Source organism: Clostridium sp. YIM B02569, from assembly GCF_022320765.1.
Taxonomy (GTDB): Bacteria; Bacillota; Clostridia; order Clostridiales; family Clostridiaceae; genus Clostridium; species Clostridium beijerinckii.
In genome coordinates this window covers 169,963-187,243 of the sequence record NZ_JAKJJX010000004.1, presented here as the reverse complement: position 1 = coordinate 187,243, position 17,281 = coordinate 169,963, and the positions used below count along the sequence as shown (strand labels likewise).

General features: G+C 29.3%; 14 protein-coding genes. All 14 read right to left on the bottom strand.

Annotated features, from left to right (window positions below):
- Positions 1-54: 54 nt before the first annotated feature.
- On the bottom strand, positions 55-1,443 hold the full coding sequence (gltA, locus tag L3B96_RS05170; RefSeq protein WP_238859212.1) for an NADPH-dependent glutamate synthase: 1,389 nt from the start codon (positions 1,441-1,443) through the stop codon (positions 55-57).
- Complete coding sequence (locus L3B96_RS05165; RefSeq protein ID WP_012058408.1) at positions 1,443-2,333, bottom strand: sulfide/dihydroorotate dehydrogenase-like FAD/NAD-binding protein; 891 nt, start codon at positions 2,331-2,333, stop codon at positions 1,443-1,445. The genes gltA and L3B96_RS05165 overlap by 1 nt, the downstream gene beginning before the upstream one ends.
- Positions 2,334-2,711: 378 nt before the next feature.
- Positions 2,712-3,878, bottom strand: a complete 1,167-nt coding sequence (locus L3B96_RS05160; protein ID WP_012058407.1) for an iron-containing alcohol dehydrogenase — start codon at positions 3,876-3,878, stop codon at positions 2,712-2,714.
- 380 nt (positions 3,879-4,258) lie between these two features.
- Positions 4,259-6,223 (bottom strand): sigma 54-interacting transcriptional regulator, encoded by a 1,965-nt coding sequence (locus L3B96_RS05155; protein ID WP_238859054.1) that lies wholly within the window; start codon positions 6,221-6,223, stop codon positions 4,259-4,261.
- A 711-nt stretch (positions 6,224-6,934) separates the two neighbouring features.
- The gene (locus L3B96_RS05150) at positions 6,935-7,102 is read right to left on the bottom strand and encodes a hypothetical protein (protein WP_171788397.1); all 168 of its coding nucleotides are present in this window, start codon (positions 7,100-7,102) and stop codon (positions 6,935-6,937) included.
- A gap of 281 nt (positions 7,103-7,383) precedes the next feature.
- Complete coding sequence (locus tag L3B96_RS05145; protein WP_236892214.1) at positions 7,384-7,821, bottom strand: hypothetical protein; 438 nt, start codon at positions 7,819-7,821, stop codon at positions 7,384-7,386.
- A gap of 48 nt (positions 7,822-7,869) precedes the next feature.
- Positions 7,870-8,103: a hypothetical protein gene (locus L3B96_RS05140; RefSeq protein ID WP_012058404.1), complete on the bottom strand. Its 234-nt coding sequence runs from the start codon at positions 8,101-8,103 to the stop codon at positions 7,870-7,872.
- Positions 8,104-8,135: 32 nt separating this feature from the next.
- Positions 8,136-8,354: a hypothetical protein gene (locus L3B96_RS05135; protein WP_012058403.1), complete on the bottom strand. Its 219-nt coding sequence runs from the start codon at positions 8,352-8,354 to the stop codon at positions 8,136-8,138.
- Positions 8,355-8,539: 185 nt separating this feature from the next.
- On the bottom strand, positions 8,540-8,875 hold the full coding sequence (locus L3B96_RS05130; RefSeq protein WP_012058402.1) for a YnfA family protein: 336 nt from the start codon (positions 8,873-8,875) through the stop codon (positions 8,540-8,542).
- Between the two features lie 577 nt (positions 8,876-9,452).
- Positions 9,453-11,456 (bottom strand): 2-isopropylmalate synthase, encoded by a 2,004-nt coding sequence (locus L3B96_RS05125; protein WP_077869784.1) that lies wholly within the window; start codon positions 11,454-11,456, stop codon positions 9,453-9,455.
- Between the two features lie 359 nt (positions 11,457-11,815).
- Positions 11,816-12,181: an arsenate reductase family protein gene (locus L3B96_RS05120; protein ID WP_012058400.1), complete on the bottom strand. Its 366-nt coding sequence runs from the start codon at positions 12,179-12,181 to the stop codon at positions 11,816-11,818.
- A 292-nt stretch (positions 12,182-12,473) separates the two neighbouring features.
- Positions 12,474-12,719: a cell division topological specificity factor MinE gene (gene minE, locus L3B96_RS05115; protein WP_238859053.1), complete on the bottom strand. Its 246-nt coding sequence runs from the start codon at positions 12,717-12,719 to the stop codon at positions 12,474-12,476.
- A 281-nt stretch (positions 12,720-13,000) separates the two neighbouring features.
- The gene (locus L3B96_RS05110) at positions 13,001-14,125 is read right to left on the bottom strand and encodes a response regulator (RefSeq protein ID WP_238859052.1); all 1,125 of its coding nucleotides are present in this window, start codon (positions 14,123-14,125) and stop codon (positions 13,001-13,003) included.
- A gap of 18 nt (positions 14,126-14,143) precedes the next feature.
- Complete coding sequence (locus tag L3B96_RS05105) at positions 14,144-17,242, bottom strand: ATP-binding protein (RefSeq protein ID WP_238859051.1); 3,099 nt, start codon at positions 17,240-17,242, stop codon at positions 14,144-14,146.
- Positions 17,243-17,281 lie beyond the last annotated feature (39 nt).

Sequence of the window (17,281 nt, the reverse complement as noted above, 5' to 3'; positions counted from 1 at the left end):
GTTACATCTATATTTCCTTGTAACTAATCTTCTTAATATATAATATATTAAATGCTATCTACTTAAATATTCATCTATTGCTGCAGCTGCTTTCTTTCCTGCTCCCATTGCTAAGATAACAGTTGCAGCACCAGTAACTGCATCTCCACCAGCATAAACACCTTCTTTAGTTGTTAATCCATCTTCACTAGCAACTAAACAAGCTCTACCATTGATTTCTAAACCTTTAGTAGTTGATGAAATTAATGGATTTGGTGAAGTTCCAAGTGACATTATTACTGTATCTACGTCTAACACAAACTCTGAATTTTCCTTAACTACAGGCTTTCTTCTTCCTGAAGCATCTGGTTCTCCAAGTTCCATTTTAACGCATTTCATTCCTTTAACCCATCCATTTTCATCTGTTAAGATTTCTGTTGGATTAGTTAAAACATCAAATATTACTCCTTCTTCTTTAGCGTGATGCACTTCTTCTACTCTTGCTGGAAGCTCTGATTCACCTCTTCTATATACTATATGAGCTTCTGCACCAAGTCTTAAAGCAGTTCTTGCTGCATCCATAGCAACATTTCCTCCCCCAACTATAGCAACTTTTTTACCTGCTTTAACTGGAGTATCATATTCTTCTTTAAAAGCTTTCATTAAGTTTACTCTTGTTAAAAACTCATTAGCTGAAAATACACCATTTGCATTTTCTCCTGGTATTCCCATAAACTTTGGAAGACCTGCTCCTGATCCAATGAATACAGCCTCAAAATTTTCATCTTCAATTAATTGATCTATAGTTATTGTTCTTCCCACAATTACATTAGTTTCAATTGTTACTCCAAGCTTCTTTATGTTTTCAATTTCTGCTTTAACAACATCATCCTTTGGTAATCTAAATTCAGGTATTCCATAAACTAGAACTCCACCTGCTTCATGTAGTGCTTCAAATATAGTTACATCATAACCTTTTTTAGCTAGGTCTCCTGCACAAGTAAGACCAGCAGGGCCACTTCCAATTACCGCAACTTTCTTCCCTTTAGAAGGTTCTGTTTGTGATAAATCTACTTTATTTTTTCTTGACCAGTCTGCGGTAAACATTTCTAATTTACCTATAGCTACAGCTTCACCTTTAATTCCAAGTACACAGTTACCTTCACATTGATTTTCTTGTGGACATACTCTTCCACAAACCGCTGGAAGTGCACTATATTTTGCTATTTCTTTAGCAGCACTTTCAAAATCTCCAGTTTTAGCCTTTGATATAAATCCTGGAATATTAATTGATACTGGACATCCCTCAACACATTTAGGATTTTTACAATTTAAACATCTATTTGCTTCTTTTATAGCATCGTCTTCATTATATCCTAAACAAACTTCCTTAAAGTTTTTTGCTCTTACTTCTGGAGCTTGTTCAGTAACAGGTGTTCTTTTCATTCTATCGTTCATCTCTATTACTTATCCTCCTTGCATCCACAACCACCATGGTTATGAGTGTTTCCTTCTTCATGTTTTAATAATTCTCTTCCTTCTTCTGTTTTATACATAGCTTGTCTTCTCATTGATTCATCGTAATCTACTAAATGTCCATCAAATTCAGGCCCATCAACACATGCAAATTTAACCTTTCCTCCGACAGTAACTCTACAAGCACCACACATTCCAGTACCATCAACCATTATAGGATTTAAACTTACTACAGTTGGAATATTTAATTCTTTAGTTAACATTGAAGTAAATTTCATCATTATCATTGGTCCAATGATAACAGCTTGATCATATTTCTTACCCTGATTATTAACTAATTCCTTAAGCATATCTGAACCAGTTCCTTTAAAACCGTACGAACCATCATCTGTTGTCACGTAAAGATTTCCAGCAACTGCCTTTAATTCTTCTTCATATATTAATAAATCTTTATTTCTGCTTCCTAAAATAACATCTACAGCTATCCCATGTTCGTGCATCCACTTAACTTGAGGATAAACTGGAGCTGCTCCTACGCCTCCTGCAATAAAGATAATATTTTTCTTTTTCAATTCTTCTAGATCTTCATGAATAAATTCACTTGGTACACCTAATGGACCTACAAAATCAGAAACATAATCTCCAACATTAAATGCTGCTAACTGCTTAGTTCCTTTTCCTATAGCTGCAAAAACTATAGCCACTGTACCTTTTTCCGCATTATAATCTGCAATTGTTAAAGGTATTCTTTCTCCTTTTTCATCATTTTTTATAATTATAAATTGACCTGGTTTTGCTGATTTAGCAACTCTAGGCGCTTCTATATCCATCAAGAATATGTTATTGGTAAGTTCTCTTTTGTTAACAATTTTGTACACTTTTAGTACCCCCTACGCTTATAAATTCTATTGATAATTTCAAATTAAACTTGCTTAGATAGAGCTTGATCTTAATCTTAGCTGAGCTTTATCTATAGTCATGTAGCTATTGCATCTCACTAAAAGAAGTCAGTGTATTACAGCTTCCAGAGATCAGATAAATCAGATAATTGGAATTTTCATCCTTATTGCCATATTAACAACAAAGACTCTCTGAGGTTGAGAGCCATTGTTGTTTTATTAATGTTGTAACGATTCTTTTAATAATTATTCAATTGTTTATCTCAATAACTTTTTTAAAGTTATATGATTTTTAATGTAAAACAACGTACTTTATCTCTATAAGATTATGAACTAAAAAAATTGCCTTTATTTATCTTACAAATTAACTTTAGTTCCATAGTATGTGCATTCAAATAATTTTTCCATTGTAGCATCATCTATTTCTCTAGGATTTGATCCTGTGCATGCATCTAATACTGCGTTATGAGCGATAAATGAAAGATTAGCTTTAAAATCTTCTTCAGTAACTCCATACTCTTTCATTGAGTGAGGAATCTCTAACTTATCATTTAATCCATTAATTAATTCAATTAATGAATCAGTTAACTCGGCATCATTGTTTCCTTTTAATTTTAAGGCTCTCGCAATATCTCCATATCTATTTTCGCATTTTGTTCTGTTATACTCAATTACATATGGTAAAAATATAGCATTTGCACATCCATGAGGAATATGGAATACAGCACCAACCTTATGAGCCATTGAGTGAACTATTCCAAGTAATGCATTAGAAAATGCCATTCCAGCTAAACATTGAGCTTCATGCATTAGATTTCTAGCTTCTTTATCTCCTTCAAATGATTTGATTAAATTTTCTTGAACCATTTCTACAGCTTTAATTGCTAATGGATCTGAGAAATTTGATTGAAGTGATGCAGTGTATGCTTCTATAGCGTGAGTTAATGCATCCATTCCAGTATGAGCTGTTAAAGTTTTTGGCATAGTTTGAGCAAGTGCTGGATCAACTATTGCTATATCTGGAGTTATGTTAAAATCAGCTAAAGGATATTTAATTTTTTCTGAATAATTTGTGATAACTGAGAATGCTGTAACTTCTGTAGCTGTACCGCTTGTTGATGGAATAGCTACAAACTTAGCTTTTTGTCTAAGGTCTGGTAATCCAAATGGAACAACTGCTTGTTCAAAAGTAAAATCTGGGTATTCGTAGAATATCCACATAGCCTTTGCAGCATCAATTGGTGATCCTCCACCCATTGCAACTATCCAATCAGGCTCAAAGTTTCTCATAGCTTCTGCGCCTTTCATTACTGTTTCCACTGATGGATCTGGTTCAACACCTTCAAATAATTCTACTTCCATTCCTGCTTCTTTTAAATAATCTTCAACTTGTTTAAGAAATCCAAATCTTTTCATTGATCCGCCACCAACTACTAAGAAAGCTTTCTTACCTTTTAAAGTTTTAAGTGCCTCAAGTGCTCCTTCTCCATGATAAATGTCTCTTGGTAAAGTAAAACGTGCCATAAATATTTCCTCCTAAAATTTGCTCATTCATTATTTTGCACAAGTGCAGAATAATAAGTTAATATGTCTATTTTTGACCACATAAATTATTAAAGCAATATTCATGCCAACTTGTGATTATTTTATCAATATATTTTATATTTATGATAATAAAATGTCAAAATACAGGAATACTTTTCTAACAAAAAACTCGTAATTCCTCAGAAATATTATATTTAAAGGTTTTAAATTAAGTTATTAAATATATATAAAATGAGTTATACACAAATTGATTGTTAAGCATATACTCATTTATATAAATAATTTTTAACAAAGATATGTCCTAAAATAATACAGTATAAATTTAATACAGCGTAATATTTTAGGACATGCTTTATAATTTATTTATGTTTTTTTAATTTTAGGTATAGAGTGTTTCTACTTATACCTAAAGTTTTAGCAGCTTTTGTCATATTATGATCATTTATTCTTACAGCTTCATGAATTGCCTTCATTTCTAGTTCTTCTAGATTTAAAGTATTTACCATATACTCAGTCTTTTCAGTATTAACATTCTTAAATAAACCATTAGTCTGATTGTCTTCCCATATCTCTTTATTTAAAAAGCCATCTTTTAATATTTTCCTATCATATGTTTTATCTGTCTCAAAACTTTGATTATCTTCAAATTCCCATAAATTAAAAGATGATCGTCCATCCAAATTCACTATATTCTCAATATAATTTTCAAGCTCTCTTATATTTCCAGGCCAATCATAGTCTAATAGCTTATTATATAAACCTTTATCAAGCTCTGGTATTGATTTATTCAACTGAAAAGATTTAATCCTTAAGAAGAAGTCAATAAGCATTTTTACATCGCCTTTTCTCTCTCTTAAAGGCGGTAAAGTGATTGGAATTACACATAATCTATAGTACAAATCTTCTCTAAAATTTCCTTTTTGAACTTCTCTTTTTAAATTTTTATTAGTAGCTGCTATAACTCTTACATCTATAGGAATCTCTTTGCTTCCACCAAGCCTTGTGACTCTTCCATTTTGAAGTACTCTTAACAGCTTAACCTGTGCATCAATAGGCATTTCTCCAATTTCGTCTAAAAACAAAGTACCTCCGCTTGCAATCTCAAACTTACCTGGATTTCCGCCTCTTTTTCCTCCTGTAAAAGTCCCATCCTCATACCCAAACAATTCACTTTCTATTATATTAGCTGGTATAGCTCCACAATTTATTGCAACAAATTTATTTCTTCTTCGCACACTATAATTATGCATAGCTTGTGCTAATATTTCTTTACCTGTTCCACTTTCTCCTTGAATTAGAACAGTCGAAGGACTATTGGCAATAACCTTACAGTTAGTTATCACATTAACAATAGCTGCACTATCCCCAATTATATCATTAAAAGTAAAAAATGCCCCTGTTGCATTTTTGTTGTCTTTTCCTTCTTTTTCATAGCTTATTGTTACAACCATACCTATAATATTTTCTTTATGTTTAAGCCCTTTAAAAACCAACCTTATTTTATGTCTGCTTGTATGCTTTAATTTTAATTCCTTTATAATATCACCGTTATGGTTTTCAAGTTCTTCTATTACATTTCCCAAATCAGGCAAAATATAATGTATATCTTGACTTATTATCAAATCCTTATCTATATTAAATATCTCTACTCCAAGTTTATTTATATTTATTACTTTATACTCTTTATTTACTATCATAATACCTTTGTCAACATTATCTATAACGCTCTCCATATAGTTATAGGTTTGATTCAATATATCCCGTATACCCTTCTTGTCCAATTCATTTTCGATTGCCTTTACACCAAAAACAACTAAACCTAAAGTATGTGGATGCTTCATATCTCTTCTACCTGTTAAGTTCAATGTTCCAATAATTTCTCCCTTTGTATTATGAATAGGTGCAGCAGAGCATGTTAAATTGTGAAACCTTTTTATGTAATGCTCAGTTGCAGTTATCTGAATACACCTGTCTTCTTTAATTGCTGTTCCCATTGCATTAGTGCCTATATTTTGTTCATCCATATAAGCCCCAACTTCAAGATTATTCCCCCCAAGCTTACTATTATTTTCTTCTGCTCCTTTAATATATAGAATGCACCCATTTTTATCTGTTAACACTATAATAAATTCATTATCCATAACTGCTGAAAATACCATATCTATGTATATTTTTGATACTTCTATTAATTCTTTATTAATAGTTAATATATTTTCTAATTCTTCACCAGTAAGAATCTTATTTGAATGATCTGAATTTTTTTCAACTCCATAACTTTCGCTTCTCTTATGTGAGTTTTCAATTAATAGTTCTTTATTCTCCATAACGTACCTCCATTCTTTAGTAAAATTCTTTATCTTCACATAAATTTACCTAATCTTTTAATATCTCAATACAATTTCTTAGCTACATTTTTTTCATTTTCATAACTTATTTACTAAAACTCTATAATTATTTAATAATATTTTAATAATCTATTTTTTATTCTATATTAATACCTTTCTCTCCCTTTACCAAAATACACTTTTAAAATCTACTTATATTTTAACATAAAATAGAGTTTTCTTTACATTAACTCACAATAAACTCCAAAAATCTTAAATCTATCAGATTTAACTCCCCTGTTATAGACAAACCAACTAAGACCTGAACTTATGCATATAGCTCGCCGAAATAAGAATTCAACTTATTAGATGAATGTCTTTACAAATTCACTAAAACTTTAAGCTCATATCTTCACTAGAAATCATAAATATATTTGTGAAGAAAACATTTGAAAATGAGCTGTTAAAGGTTCTTTGCTGTAGGTTGTTCCATTTTAGCTTGTCAAACTGAAAGTTGGAGCATGCTAAAGTGGATACAACCTGCGGCTTAGAACCTTCAGCGATATTTTCATAGCTTTTCGGAATCAAAATATTTATGATTTCGTTGAGGTATACGCATAAGTATGGATTATAGTTAGCTTATCTATATTTCTACATAAAAATAAAAAAAGGTAAATTAAGCGTTATCACTCAATCTACCTTTAAAGATAATTATACTTGTAAAAACTTTTCATAAGTCTCTATTTTATCCTCTCTGTTGTTTTTCTTTAGCCATTTATTATATTCTAAAATGACTTCTTCTACTGTTTTTAAATCTAGCTTAACATTCTTTTTTTTCTTCATTTCAGCGTACATATTAATTTTAATTATATTCCCCATGTTGTTCTCACCTCTTTTAAATATATGATAATATTAAATTCTTGTGATTTTTATACAAAAATAATTAAAACTTTATGACTTTTTGTAAACATTATCACACAATATAAAAATTTTTTATATTGCCTATAATACATTATTGACAACATTTACACTTTCTAATATATATATTACCATTAAATTTTGTCAGTTTTTTGTCAATTGAAAATGTTTTCTTAAAATTTTACTAAAAAATAAAAGTATATAACAAGAGAACCCTATCCAGGGTTCTCTTACACATATGTTTAGTTTAATATTTTGCTTAATGCATAATTAATAGAATCTTTCAAACCTTCAAATGACATTTCGTCCATTGTTATCGAAGGTTCATCTTTTACTACATATTCTTCACCTTTGCAACTTATTAATATTGCTTTTTCTATACTACTGCTTAATTCACGATTTTTATGTTTTGATATTTTCACTTCATTACCATTTCCATCTACACTGTATCTTATAAAAATATTTGCTTTTCTACCTGGGAATATTATAGCATTTTCATCTGGGACAAATTCAACATACTTGTCTGCATTTCTACTACTAAATAACTCATTCATTAAAGTTATTATGCTATTTATCTCTTTATCTACATTTTCTTTACTAATTTTTTTCGGGCATAAGCTATGTACATAGTTTTCAATCCATGACTTCTGATTAAATTCCATATCCTCACCTCTTTCCATAATAATAATTATACAAAAAAGGAGAAATTCCTCTAAAAATATTAAATCTTACTTAACTGTTTCCATAAATATTTTATTATAGACTCTCATTTCCTCTAATTTTGTTATTATTTTTTCATCCATTTTTAATAAGTTCTTATCGATAATTTCAACTTTCTCTGAATCGCTTATATTTTCTCTGCAAAAATCCAATATTTTTTTGTATGATTCCATTTGCATTTTAATCAAAGCTTCATACTGTTGGTTAGTTAAATCAACAAATTCTATTTCTTTACTAGTCATATTAGCCGCCTTTCTAAAAATCCAGTATGATTTTACATTATCTTTATTAGTACTATCTTATTATCTTTAAATATAGGAACTATTTTCCTCAGTAAATCATTATCTTGTATGTACTTGATTGCTTCATCAAATTCATCAATACTCATTCCTATCTGCTCATATCCCAAAGATTTAGGAACATTAACACCTTCGATATTTTCACATGGCATATTTTTTATTATTTCTAATATTATATCTACATTTTGATTCATTAACTCATCCCCTTAATATAGATAATTATATAAAAGTTTATATTTCCCTTCTATAATTTTATATTAATTCAAATATTAGTAATAATCATCCATTACATTTTTCTTAAAGTATTTCCATTTTTAAAGCTTTTTCAAACTCTTCACACTTGATTTTTATATACGAATTTTTATCATAACACACTCTACTATCCTCTTGGTGCATACATAATTACAATAACACCCACTAGAGCTATACATCCACCAATTAAATCAAACTTATCAGGTACTATATTATCAATTTTCCATCCCCATAAAATGGACATTACAATAAATATTCCTCCATATGCTGCATATACCTTACCAAAATCAGCATTTGAGGGCTGTAAAGTAGGAATTATTCCATATAAAATTAATATGACCGCTCCTATAACTCCATATAAATAGCTTTTTCCATCGCGTAACCATATCCATATAAGATATCCACCTCCAATTTCAAATATTCCAGCCAATATAAAATATAATATTGATTTTATAATCTCCATATTCTTTCCTCCAAGTGTAAGCATTTAAATAATAATTAAAAAGACATCCTTAAATTTATATCTACTACTAGGCTAAATTATAGCATATATTGTAAACATCATCTAATTGTTGTAAAGTCGCCTTTTAATTGATTAGGTGACCTATGGTTTATTAACATATCTCTTAACTGAATACGCAAAAAGATACAGCCAAATTATGGCTGTATCTTATATAAAATTTAGGGGAGATTAAGAGTGGGGTTTGGATATCTTTTGTATACATTTATATTAACACAATATTAAAAAATAATCTATATTTTTTGATATTGATTATCAGGTTTTTTTCGACAAATGCTTTTAATATATTTATAGTGCTAAAATAAGAATTTATCTAAGTTTTATAATTATTTTGCCCCTTATTTTATAAATAAGAAAAGAGATAACCATATCTATAGTCATCTCTTTTCGAAATATCTTTAGTTTATTTAAATCTTTAGTTTTTTCAAATCATTTGTTATGTATATAATATACCATAGTATGACATATTAGTCTATATTTTTTCATTAAATCTTTTTTACAAAAAGACAAATTTATTATTTTATTGTTCCATTCGCTTAGGTATATTATTTCTAAATTCTACCGGAGTTATTCCATATGCTTTCTTAAACAATCTAATAAAATGCTCTACATTTTCATAACCAACTTGCTCTGCAATATTTTCTACTGTCATTCCACTTCCTTTAAGTAAGCTCTTAGCTTTATCCATTCTAATTTGTTTTACTATATCCACAAAAGTACTATTTGTACTTTCTTTAATATATTTCGATAAGTAAGGCTTAGATAAGTAAAAAGTTTCTGAAAGCTTTTCTAATGTGACCGTCTTATAGTTTGATTGAATATAATTTAATACCTCTGTCATTCTACCATCTGATCTTTTCATATTCTTAATCTCTTCTAATTGATTAACTGCTACTGCTAAAGCTGCAATTGATGAATTAATAATATCATTTTCTATTCCTACGCCCCAATAAAGCTTATTATGGCATTTAATTCCCACATAAGTAACAGCTTTCGATGATGACCCTCTTGTTAATGAATGTTCTTCATACACATCTAAGTCATAATCAATATCAAAATACTGTTTAATTGCATTGCTAACTGCATCTAATCTTCCGTTTCCATGCGCTGTTATACATTGTATTTTCCCCCCATGACAAATTGTAGTATCGGCTGCCATCTCCTCTCCTTGTATAAAATGACATTCTGGAATTTGAAATACATGGGAGTTACGAATAAACTTCTCTTCTAAAATTTTATAAATTCCTTCTGGTGTTAATTCTCTATGAGCCTTATCTGATACATCCTTTACTGTATACCCAAATGCTTCCTGCATCTGTTTTGGAAGTGATATTCCGAAATTCTTTTGTAATATATAAGCCACTCCACCTTTACCTGATTGGCTATTAATGCGAATAACATCTGAATCATATTGGCGCCCAACATCCATTGGATCAATAGGTAAATATGGAACTTCCCAATACTCACACTCTTTATTTTCACGCCACTTTATCCCCTTTGAAATAGCATCCTGATGAGAACCCGAAAAGGCAGTAAACACTAATTCACCAGCATATGGTTGGCGCATACCCACTTGCATATTAGTTAATCTTTCATAATTTTCAACTATTTCAGGCATATTTCTAAAATTCAAATTAGGATCTACACCATGAGAGTAAAGATTCATAGCAACTGTAACAATATCTAAATTTCCTGTTCTCTCGCCATTACCAAATAAAGTTCCTTCTATTCTATCTGCACCTGCAAGTATACCAAACTCTGCATCACTCACTCCACTTCCTCTATCATTATGTGGATGTAAGCATAAAGTTACAGCCTCCCTATACTTTAAGTTTTTGTGAATATATTCAACTTGGCAAGCAAATACATGAGGCATTGCATTTTCAACTGTTGTAGGAATATTAATAATTGCCTTCTCTTCTTTTGTCGGCTTCCAAACATCCAATACTGCATTACATACTTCTACCGCATAATCTACTTCTGTTCCCGGAAAACTTTCTGGACTATATTGAAATGAATAGTTTCCTTTTTCTTCTTTCGCTATTTCTTTTAGAAGTTCTGCCCCGTTTACAGCAAGCTGCTTAATTTCATCCTTAGATTTACCAAAAACCTGTTCCCTTTGTGCAACTGAAGTTGAGTTATATAAATGAATTACTGCATGCGGAGCCCCTTTAACCGCTTGAAAAGTCTTTCTAATGATATGTTCTCTAGCTTGAGTTAAAACCTGAATTGAGACATCATTAGGAATCATATTTTTCTCAATTAGTGTCCTTATAAATTGATATTCAGTTTCAGAAGCAGCCGGAAAGCCTACTTCAATTTCTTTAAAACCTATTTTTACTAACATATTAAAAAATTCTAACTTTTCTTCTAAACTCATAGGTTCAATTAATGATTGATTTCCATCACGTAAATCAACACTACACCATCTAGGCGCTTTATCTATATAATCTTTTTTCACCCAATCGTATGTCACTTTTGGTGGCATAAAATACATTCTTTTATATTTTTCAAAATTTTCCATCTCTATCACTCCCCAATATAGCAATTTTATAAATGCGCTTACATATATCTATTAAAATATTAATTATATCTATTTTGGCATTAATCAATAAATTTTATTATGCGCTTTATGAAAATTTTGCCTTTTGCTTTATGATATATAGAATAGCACATTTTAAATATTAATTTTAGTGATAAATTTAATCATTCTTATTGATGTATTTTAACATACTACATATTAACTTGCATAATTATAGAGCATATAATAAATTACTCTTCAATCTCTATAAGTTATTATCTTTGATAATTTCCGCAAAAATAAAGAAAGAGATATTTATTTAAATTCAAATATCTCTTTCTTATTATCACTTAATCACTAATCTAGCCTTTCAAAAGTGACTCTTCCCATAAACTCTCATCTCTAAAACCAACAAGTACAAAGTCATCTCCAACTACAATAGGGCGCTTAACCAACATTCCGTTTGTTGATAAAAGCTTTACTTGTTCTTCTTCTGAAAGTTCTTTAAGCTTTTGACTCAAATTCATCTCTTTATATACAGTTCCACTTGTGTTAAAAAACTTTTTAATTGGCAATCCACTTTTCTTTATCCATTCTTGAAGTTCTTCTATTTTCGGATTGTTATCAACTATATGTCTATCCTCATATTCAACTTGATGTTCATCGAGCCACTTTTTTGCTCGTTTGCAAGTTGTACATTTTGGATACTCTACGAATAAATAAGACATTCTTATTCCTCCCTTTCAATTTTAAACATTAAATAAGCTTTTTCATCATTATATACCACTTTGCTGTCACTTCCAACATACTATAAAAAAATAAGCGTAAGTGTTTATCTACTTGCCTATAGAAATCACTTACACTTATACAATATTAATTATTGCTCAAGTACTGGAATTAGGAACGATGCAACATATAAATTACTATCTGTTCGCAGTGCATGAAAAACTCCAGTATATTTTCTTTTTAATAAGATTTTTATATCTGTAATATTATCACATGCATTACATATTCTATTTATTATTTCATAGGTATACTAGCAATCAATATCGAATAATTATCTATATTTACAGTATCTTGTGTTAATATCATTTTTTTGCATGAATTTTCTGTTTTTATATTTCTATCAATTACCTCTAGTATTTCCTCTCTTATAGTATCTAAAACATCACTAGATATATCAGTTTTATCATGTACCAATATAAGTTTTAGCCTCTCCCTCTCTAGACCATTTGATGAAGAAGTCGAAGAAAATAAATTCATCATAATTACCCCCTGCGTTATTTAATTTTAAAAATATTGTTTATAAAAAGAATTATTACAACTTTATTCTACAAAATATATTGTTGCAAATTTGTGGCAAGATATTATTATTTTTATAAATGTCACAAAGAAAAGGTTAAAAATGTAAATAGTGTACATTTTTAACCTTTCTTGGAGTATTCATTTTTATTTTATAATATGAATTATTATTTAAATTATGCATAATAGTCTAATATTATCCAATATTTGTAAACACTTATAGTACTTATCATAAAAATTATTAGCTAGTTATCTAAAATGTATTTGTATAATTCTTTTACAGCTGCTGATGGCTCCATCTGCAAATCATTTTCCATCATTTCATAATACTCATTATAATATTTTTCTGCTTTTTTTATTCCACCGATCTTATAATGAAACATCAAAGCATTTTCTCTCATCTCCTCGTCATAAGGTTCATATTTAATAATAAGCTCAACAAGTCTTAAAATCTTAATTGGCTCAGCATTAATATCTTTATAATATTTTACAAGTTTACGTGCTCCATTTAAAAAATATCTATGATAATTTTCTCTTTCAAAATAGCACCAATCACTATTAAAATCTTCAAGAAGCATATATTTATAATCAAGTATAATACTTTCATAGCATTCCAAGTTAGAGTCATCTATTTCAGTTATACTAAATACTAAGTTTTCTAATTCAAATGCATCTATTCTTATATCTGGTTCTGCTATTAGTAATTTGTATCCATTTCCAGTAGATATGATTGAAATTTTTATAGAATTCTCCCTAAAAGTTTTATTCAATCGGCTAATTGTACTTCGAAGATTAATATCCGCTTTTTCTTTATCCTTATCTGGCCATACTTCGTTCATTAATCTCCATTTAGATATTTCTTTATCGTCTTTCCCTAGAAGCATGAAAGCAAAAATTTCAGCACTTTTAGCTGTCATCCATCTAATAGGCTTCTTTTCATCTCCTATATATAGAGATACCCCTCCAAATAAAGAAATTTTTATTTCTTTATTTGGACTAACACTAGAAATCAAAAATCTTCTCTTTTTCACACGCTCAATTGAACTATATAGTTCCTCAACTATGATTGGCTTTAACAAATAATCTATAGCATTAACTCTAAATGCATTGATTGCATATTGATTATACGCTGTAATAAATACAATCTCGCAATCATGTTCTATTGAATTAACTATTTCTGCAAACTGCAAACCATTAATTTCTGGCATTTCTATATCTAAAAATAACACATCCGGTTTAAATCGCATTATGCTATCAAGAGCTTCATGAGGATTTGTATATCCCTCAACTTCAGCACCTGTATCCCTAATTAATTCGCAAATATGATCATTAGTTAAAGTTTCATCATCTACAACCATTGCCTTAATCATAACTTCAATCCCTTGCTCTTAAATATTTAATTTTAGAGGTATATTTATTGTAGAAGTAGTTCCTTGCCCCACCTTACTTTCGATAATTATACCATGTCCATATTCATTTATAAGTCTTTTGTTAACATTTTTTAATCCACTATTTATCGATATACTATCGTCCAATAATCCCTTTAACTTTTTAGCATCTATCCCTACCCCATCATCCTGTATTACAATTTTAATATAATCATTACTTCTTTTAATAGATATCTTTACTCTACCGCCAGAAATGCGTTTCACTAAGCCATGACGTATTGAATTTTCTACTAGAGGCTGTATAACTAATGCTGGAATAGTATTTTGCAAACACTCTTCATCAATATCAAATTCAAATTCAAGCCTTTCCCCAAACCTAGCTTTCTCTAATTTCACATAAGATCTGACAAAAGACATTTCTTCCTTCAAGCTTATAAACGAGTTGTAAGGGTCTATATCAAAGGCGAAACGTAAATATTTACTTAATTCTCCAAGAAGCTCTCCTGCCTTTCTCCCATCTCTATAGCACAGAGAAACAATAACACTTAAAGAATTATACAAAAAATGAGGTCTTATCTGAGATTGTAAAAATACAGTTTCCATTTTCAAAGCTTCTTTTACTGCAATTCTCATTTTTTGAAGAGTTATTACTCTAGCTTTTAATTCCATAAAATTAAAAGGTTTGGTTAAAAAGTCATTAGCACCTGCTTCAAAACCCAACGCTATATCATCTGGTGTACTTCTGACTGTTAAAAGTAATATTGGAAGCTCAAATAGCTTGTACTCTTTTCTTATCCTTTTACACACATCATAGCCAGATAATCCTGGCATCATTACGTCAAGTAATACAATTGATATATCTTTATGTTTTTTAACTAATTCTAAGGCATTTACCCCGTTATATGCAACTAAAGTTTCATAATTACTGTCATAAAATATTTCTTGTAAAACTTTGATATTGCATACATCATCATCAACAAGTAAAATCTTTAGCTTTTCTCCATTGTTTTTAGTTTCAGTTGGTTCACACAATATATTAGCACTAAGTTTTTCATCACTCCTTAAGGTAGTTATATTATTTTCAATATCCTGCTCTTGTCTAATGACATAACTATTTTCGTTTGCTTTAGGTATCTTTACAACAAATATTGATCCTTTATCTGGTTCTGACCACTTCAGATACAATTCCCCGCCAATTCTAGATGCAAGCAACTTAGAAATAGAAAGACCAAGCCCAGACGGAAATATTCCATTAAAAACATCTTTATCTATATCAATGTTTCTTTCAAATATTTCATCATGATACTTTTCATCAATGCCTATACCTGTATCTTCAATTGTTATATTAATATAATTCTTTTCTGCTACTTCAGCTTTAATTTTAATAAATCCATTTTCAGTATATTTCAAAGAGTTAACTATAAGATTAAACAAAATTTGCTTAAACCTATTTTCATCTGTATAAACATAATATTCTCCAATTGGCACACTATTAATTAACTGTATCTCTTCATTCTTTCTCATATAAGCCAAAATATCAAATACTGCCTGTACAACACCATTAATATCAAATACTTCTTTATTAACCTTAAGCTCTTCATTCTGTATACTTTGAAAGTCAATTATATCATTTACAAGGCTTGATAATCTTGTCGTTGTGGATATTATATATGCTAAATTTTCATCTACCTTTGCTGTGTTTCTATCGTTTTTATTTAAAATAGATTGAGCAATATTTATTATTCCATGCAAAGGAGTTTTAAACTCATGGGAAGTGCTGATTAAAAATTCATTTCTCAACTTGTCTAATGATATTAAATCACTATTTATTGTCTGAATTTTATTATATGCATTTATATGTTGCTTCAAAATAATAACCAAAGCCGCCAGTAAGAAAATAAAGTATGTAATAAAAGGAATTATGTTGCTCTTCATTATTGAAGAATAGTACAGTACAAAAATGCAATATTGAGTTAAAGCTGCAATAACTCCACAAAGCAAAAGTATTGTTCCTTTTTTCCCTAATTCTCCATATCTTTTGTTATAAATTGCTTTCATAATTGAAAAAGCCACAAAAACACAAATTAATATATTTATTGTATCAGTTATATTTTCCAATAATTCCACAAACTCCATTGGCATTAGAAAAGCTGTAAAGATACTAGCAAAAATTATATACTTTGTTATTTTTATATTTTTTCTAGTAATAAAATCATTACCATATTGTCGTATGAGTAAGAGTACAAGATATATACTCAGGCTTATTAATGCTAACTTTATCTTCAAAATTTCGGAATATGATATAAACGAAAAAATTTTATTAAATATCTTTTCGTTTACTGTGGATGAAACAAAAGCATAAATTATACATACGCTTCCAATATACAAAAATTTCTTTTGTTTAATATTTTTCAAATAAATTCCAATGTAGTAAACCCCAAAGATCCCTAAAATTAATATATTGGCTATATCTAATACTATAAATATAATGTAGTAATCTAATATCTTTTCATAATCTCCAAAGAAAACACTTTGGATTATCCCCCCACTAAAATAATCTAAATTCGCTACCTGAATAACAATATCTAAAGTATCTCCTTCTGGCTTAAAGCATGCAACAGTCCGTTGAATATCTGAAAAATATCCTTCCTCAAAGCTTGGCTTTGGGTCACCTCTTTGTCCAATTTCTTTTCCGTTCACAAATATTTTGTTTGCTGACCGTATGTGTGTAGTCTTTATACCATACATTAAGACACTTTTATTTATCTTAATTTTTACTCTATAAGTTCCAATTCCTTTATCAGATATCACATTATTGGGAATTTGGTTTCTCCATGCACCAGGAGTGTTAATGTAAACCTTATGTAATTCCACTTCATTATTAATATCTGAAGGAGATAAAAGTTCATTAGGATAGAATTCCCAATATCCATCCAATTTTACATTTCCCTCCTTATCGAAATCCCAATCTGAAAGATCAATAAAACCATTTTCAACTTGAGGCGCTTTATTATAGAAACTTTTGTTCTTAAAATAACCTATAGAAAATACTAATAAAATTATTAACCCAAATAGTAAATATACATATTTCTTTCTCAATTTTACTTAACCCCTCAATCTATACCCTTAAAATTTTTA

Excerpts from the sequence above, each read along its gene's own strand:
- L3B96_RS05125 (WP_077869784.1), bottom strand. The coding sequence starts at position 11,456 with ATGGAAAATTTTGAAAAATATAAAAGAATGTATTTTATGCCACCAAAA.
- L3B96_RS05155 (WP_238859054.1), bottom strand. The coding sequence starts at position 6,223 with ATGGAGAATAAAGAACTATTAATTGAAAACTCACATAAGAGAAGCGAA.
- L3B96_RS05160 (WP_012058407.1), bottom strand. The coding sequence starts at position 3,878 with ATGGCACGTTTTACTTTACCAAGAGACATTTATCATGGAGAAGGAGCA.
- minE (WP_238859053.1), bottom strand. The coding sequence starts at position 12,719 with ATGATGAATTTATTTTCTTCGACTTCTTCATCAAATGGTCTAGAGAGG.
- L3B96_RS05150 (WP_171788397.1), bottom strand. The coding sequence starts at position 7,102 with ATGGGGAATATAATTAAAATTAATATGTACGCTGAAATGAAGAAAAAA.
- L3B96_RS05145 (WP_236892214.1), bottom strand. The coding sequence starts at position 7,821 with ATGGAAAGAGGTGAGGATATGGAATTTAATCAGAAGTCATGGATTGAA.
- L3B96_RS05135 (WP_012058403.1), bottom strand. The coding sequence starts at position 8,354 with ATGAATCAAAATGTAGATATAATATTAGAAATAATAAAAAATATGCCA.
- L3B96_RS05130 (WP_012058402.1), bottom strand. The coding sequence starts at position 8,875 with ATGGAGATTATAAAATCAATATTATATTTTATATTGGCTGGAATATTT.
- L3B96_RS05120 (WP_012058400.1), bottom strand. The coding sequence starts at position 12,181 with ATGTCTTATTTATTCGTAGAGTATCCAAAATGTACAACTTGCAAACGA.
- L3B96_RS05110 (WP_238859052.1), bottom strand. The coding sequence starts at position 14,125 with ATGATTAAGGCAATGGTTGTAGATGATGAAACTTTAACTAATGATCAT.
- L3B96_RS05140 (WP_012058404.1), bottom strand. The coding sequence starts at position 8,103 with ATGACTAGTAAAGAAATAGAATTTGTTGATTTAACTAACCAACAGTAT.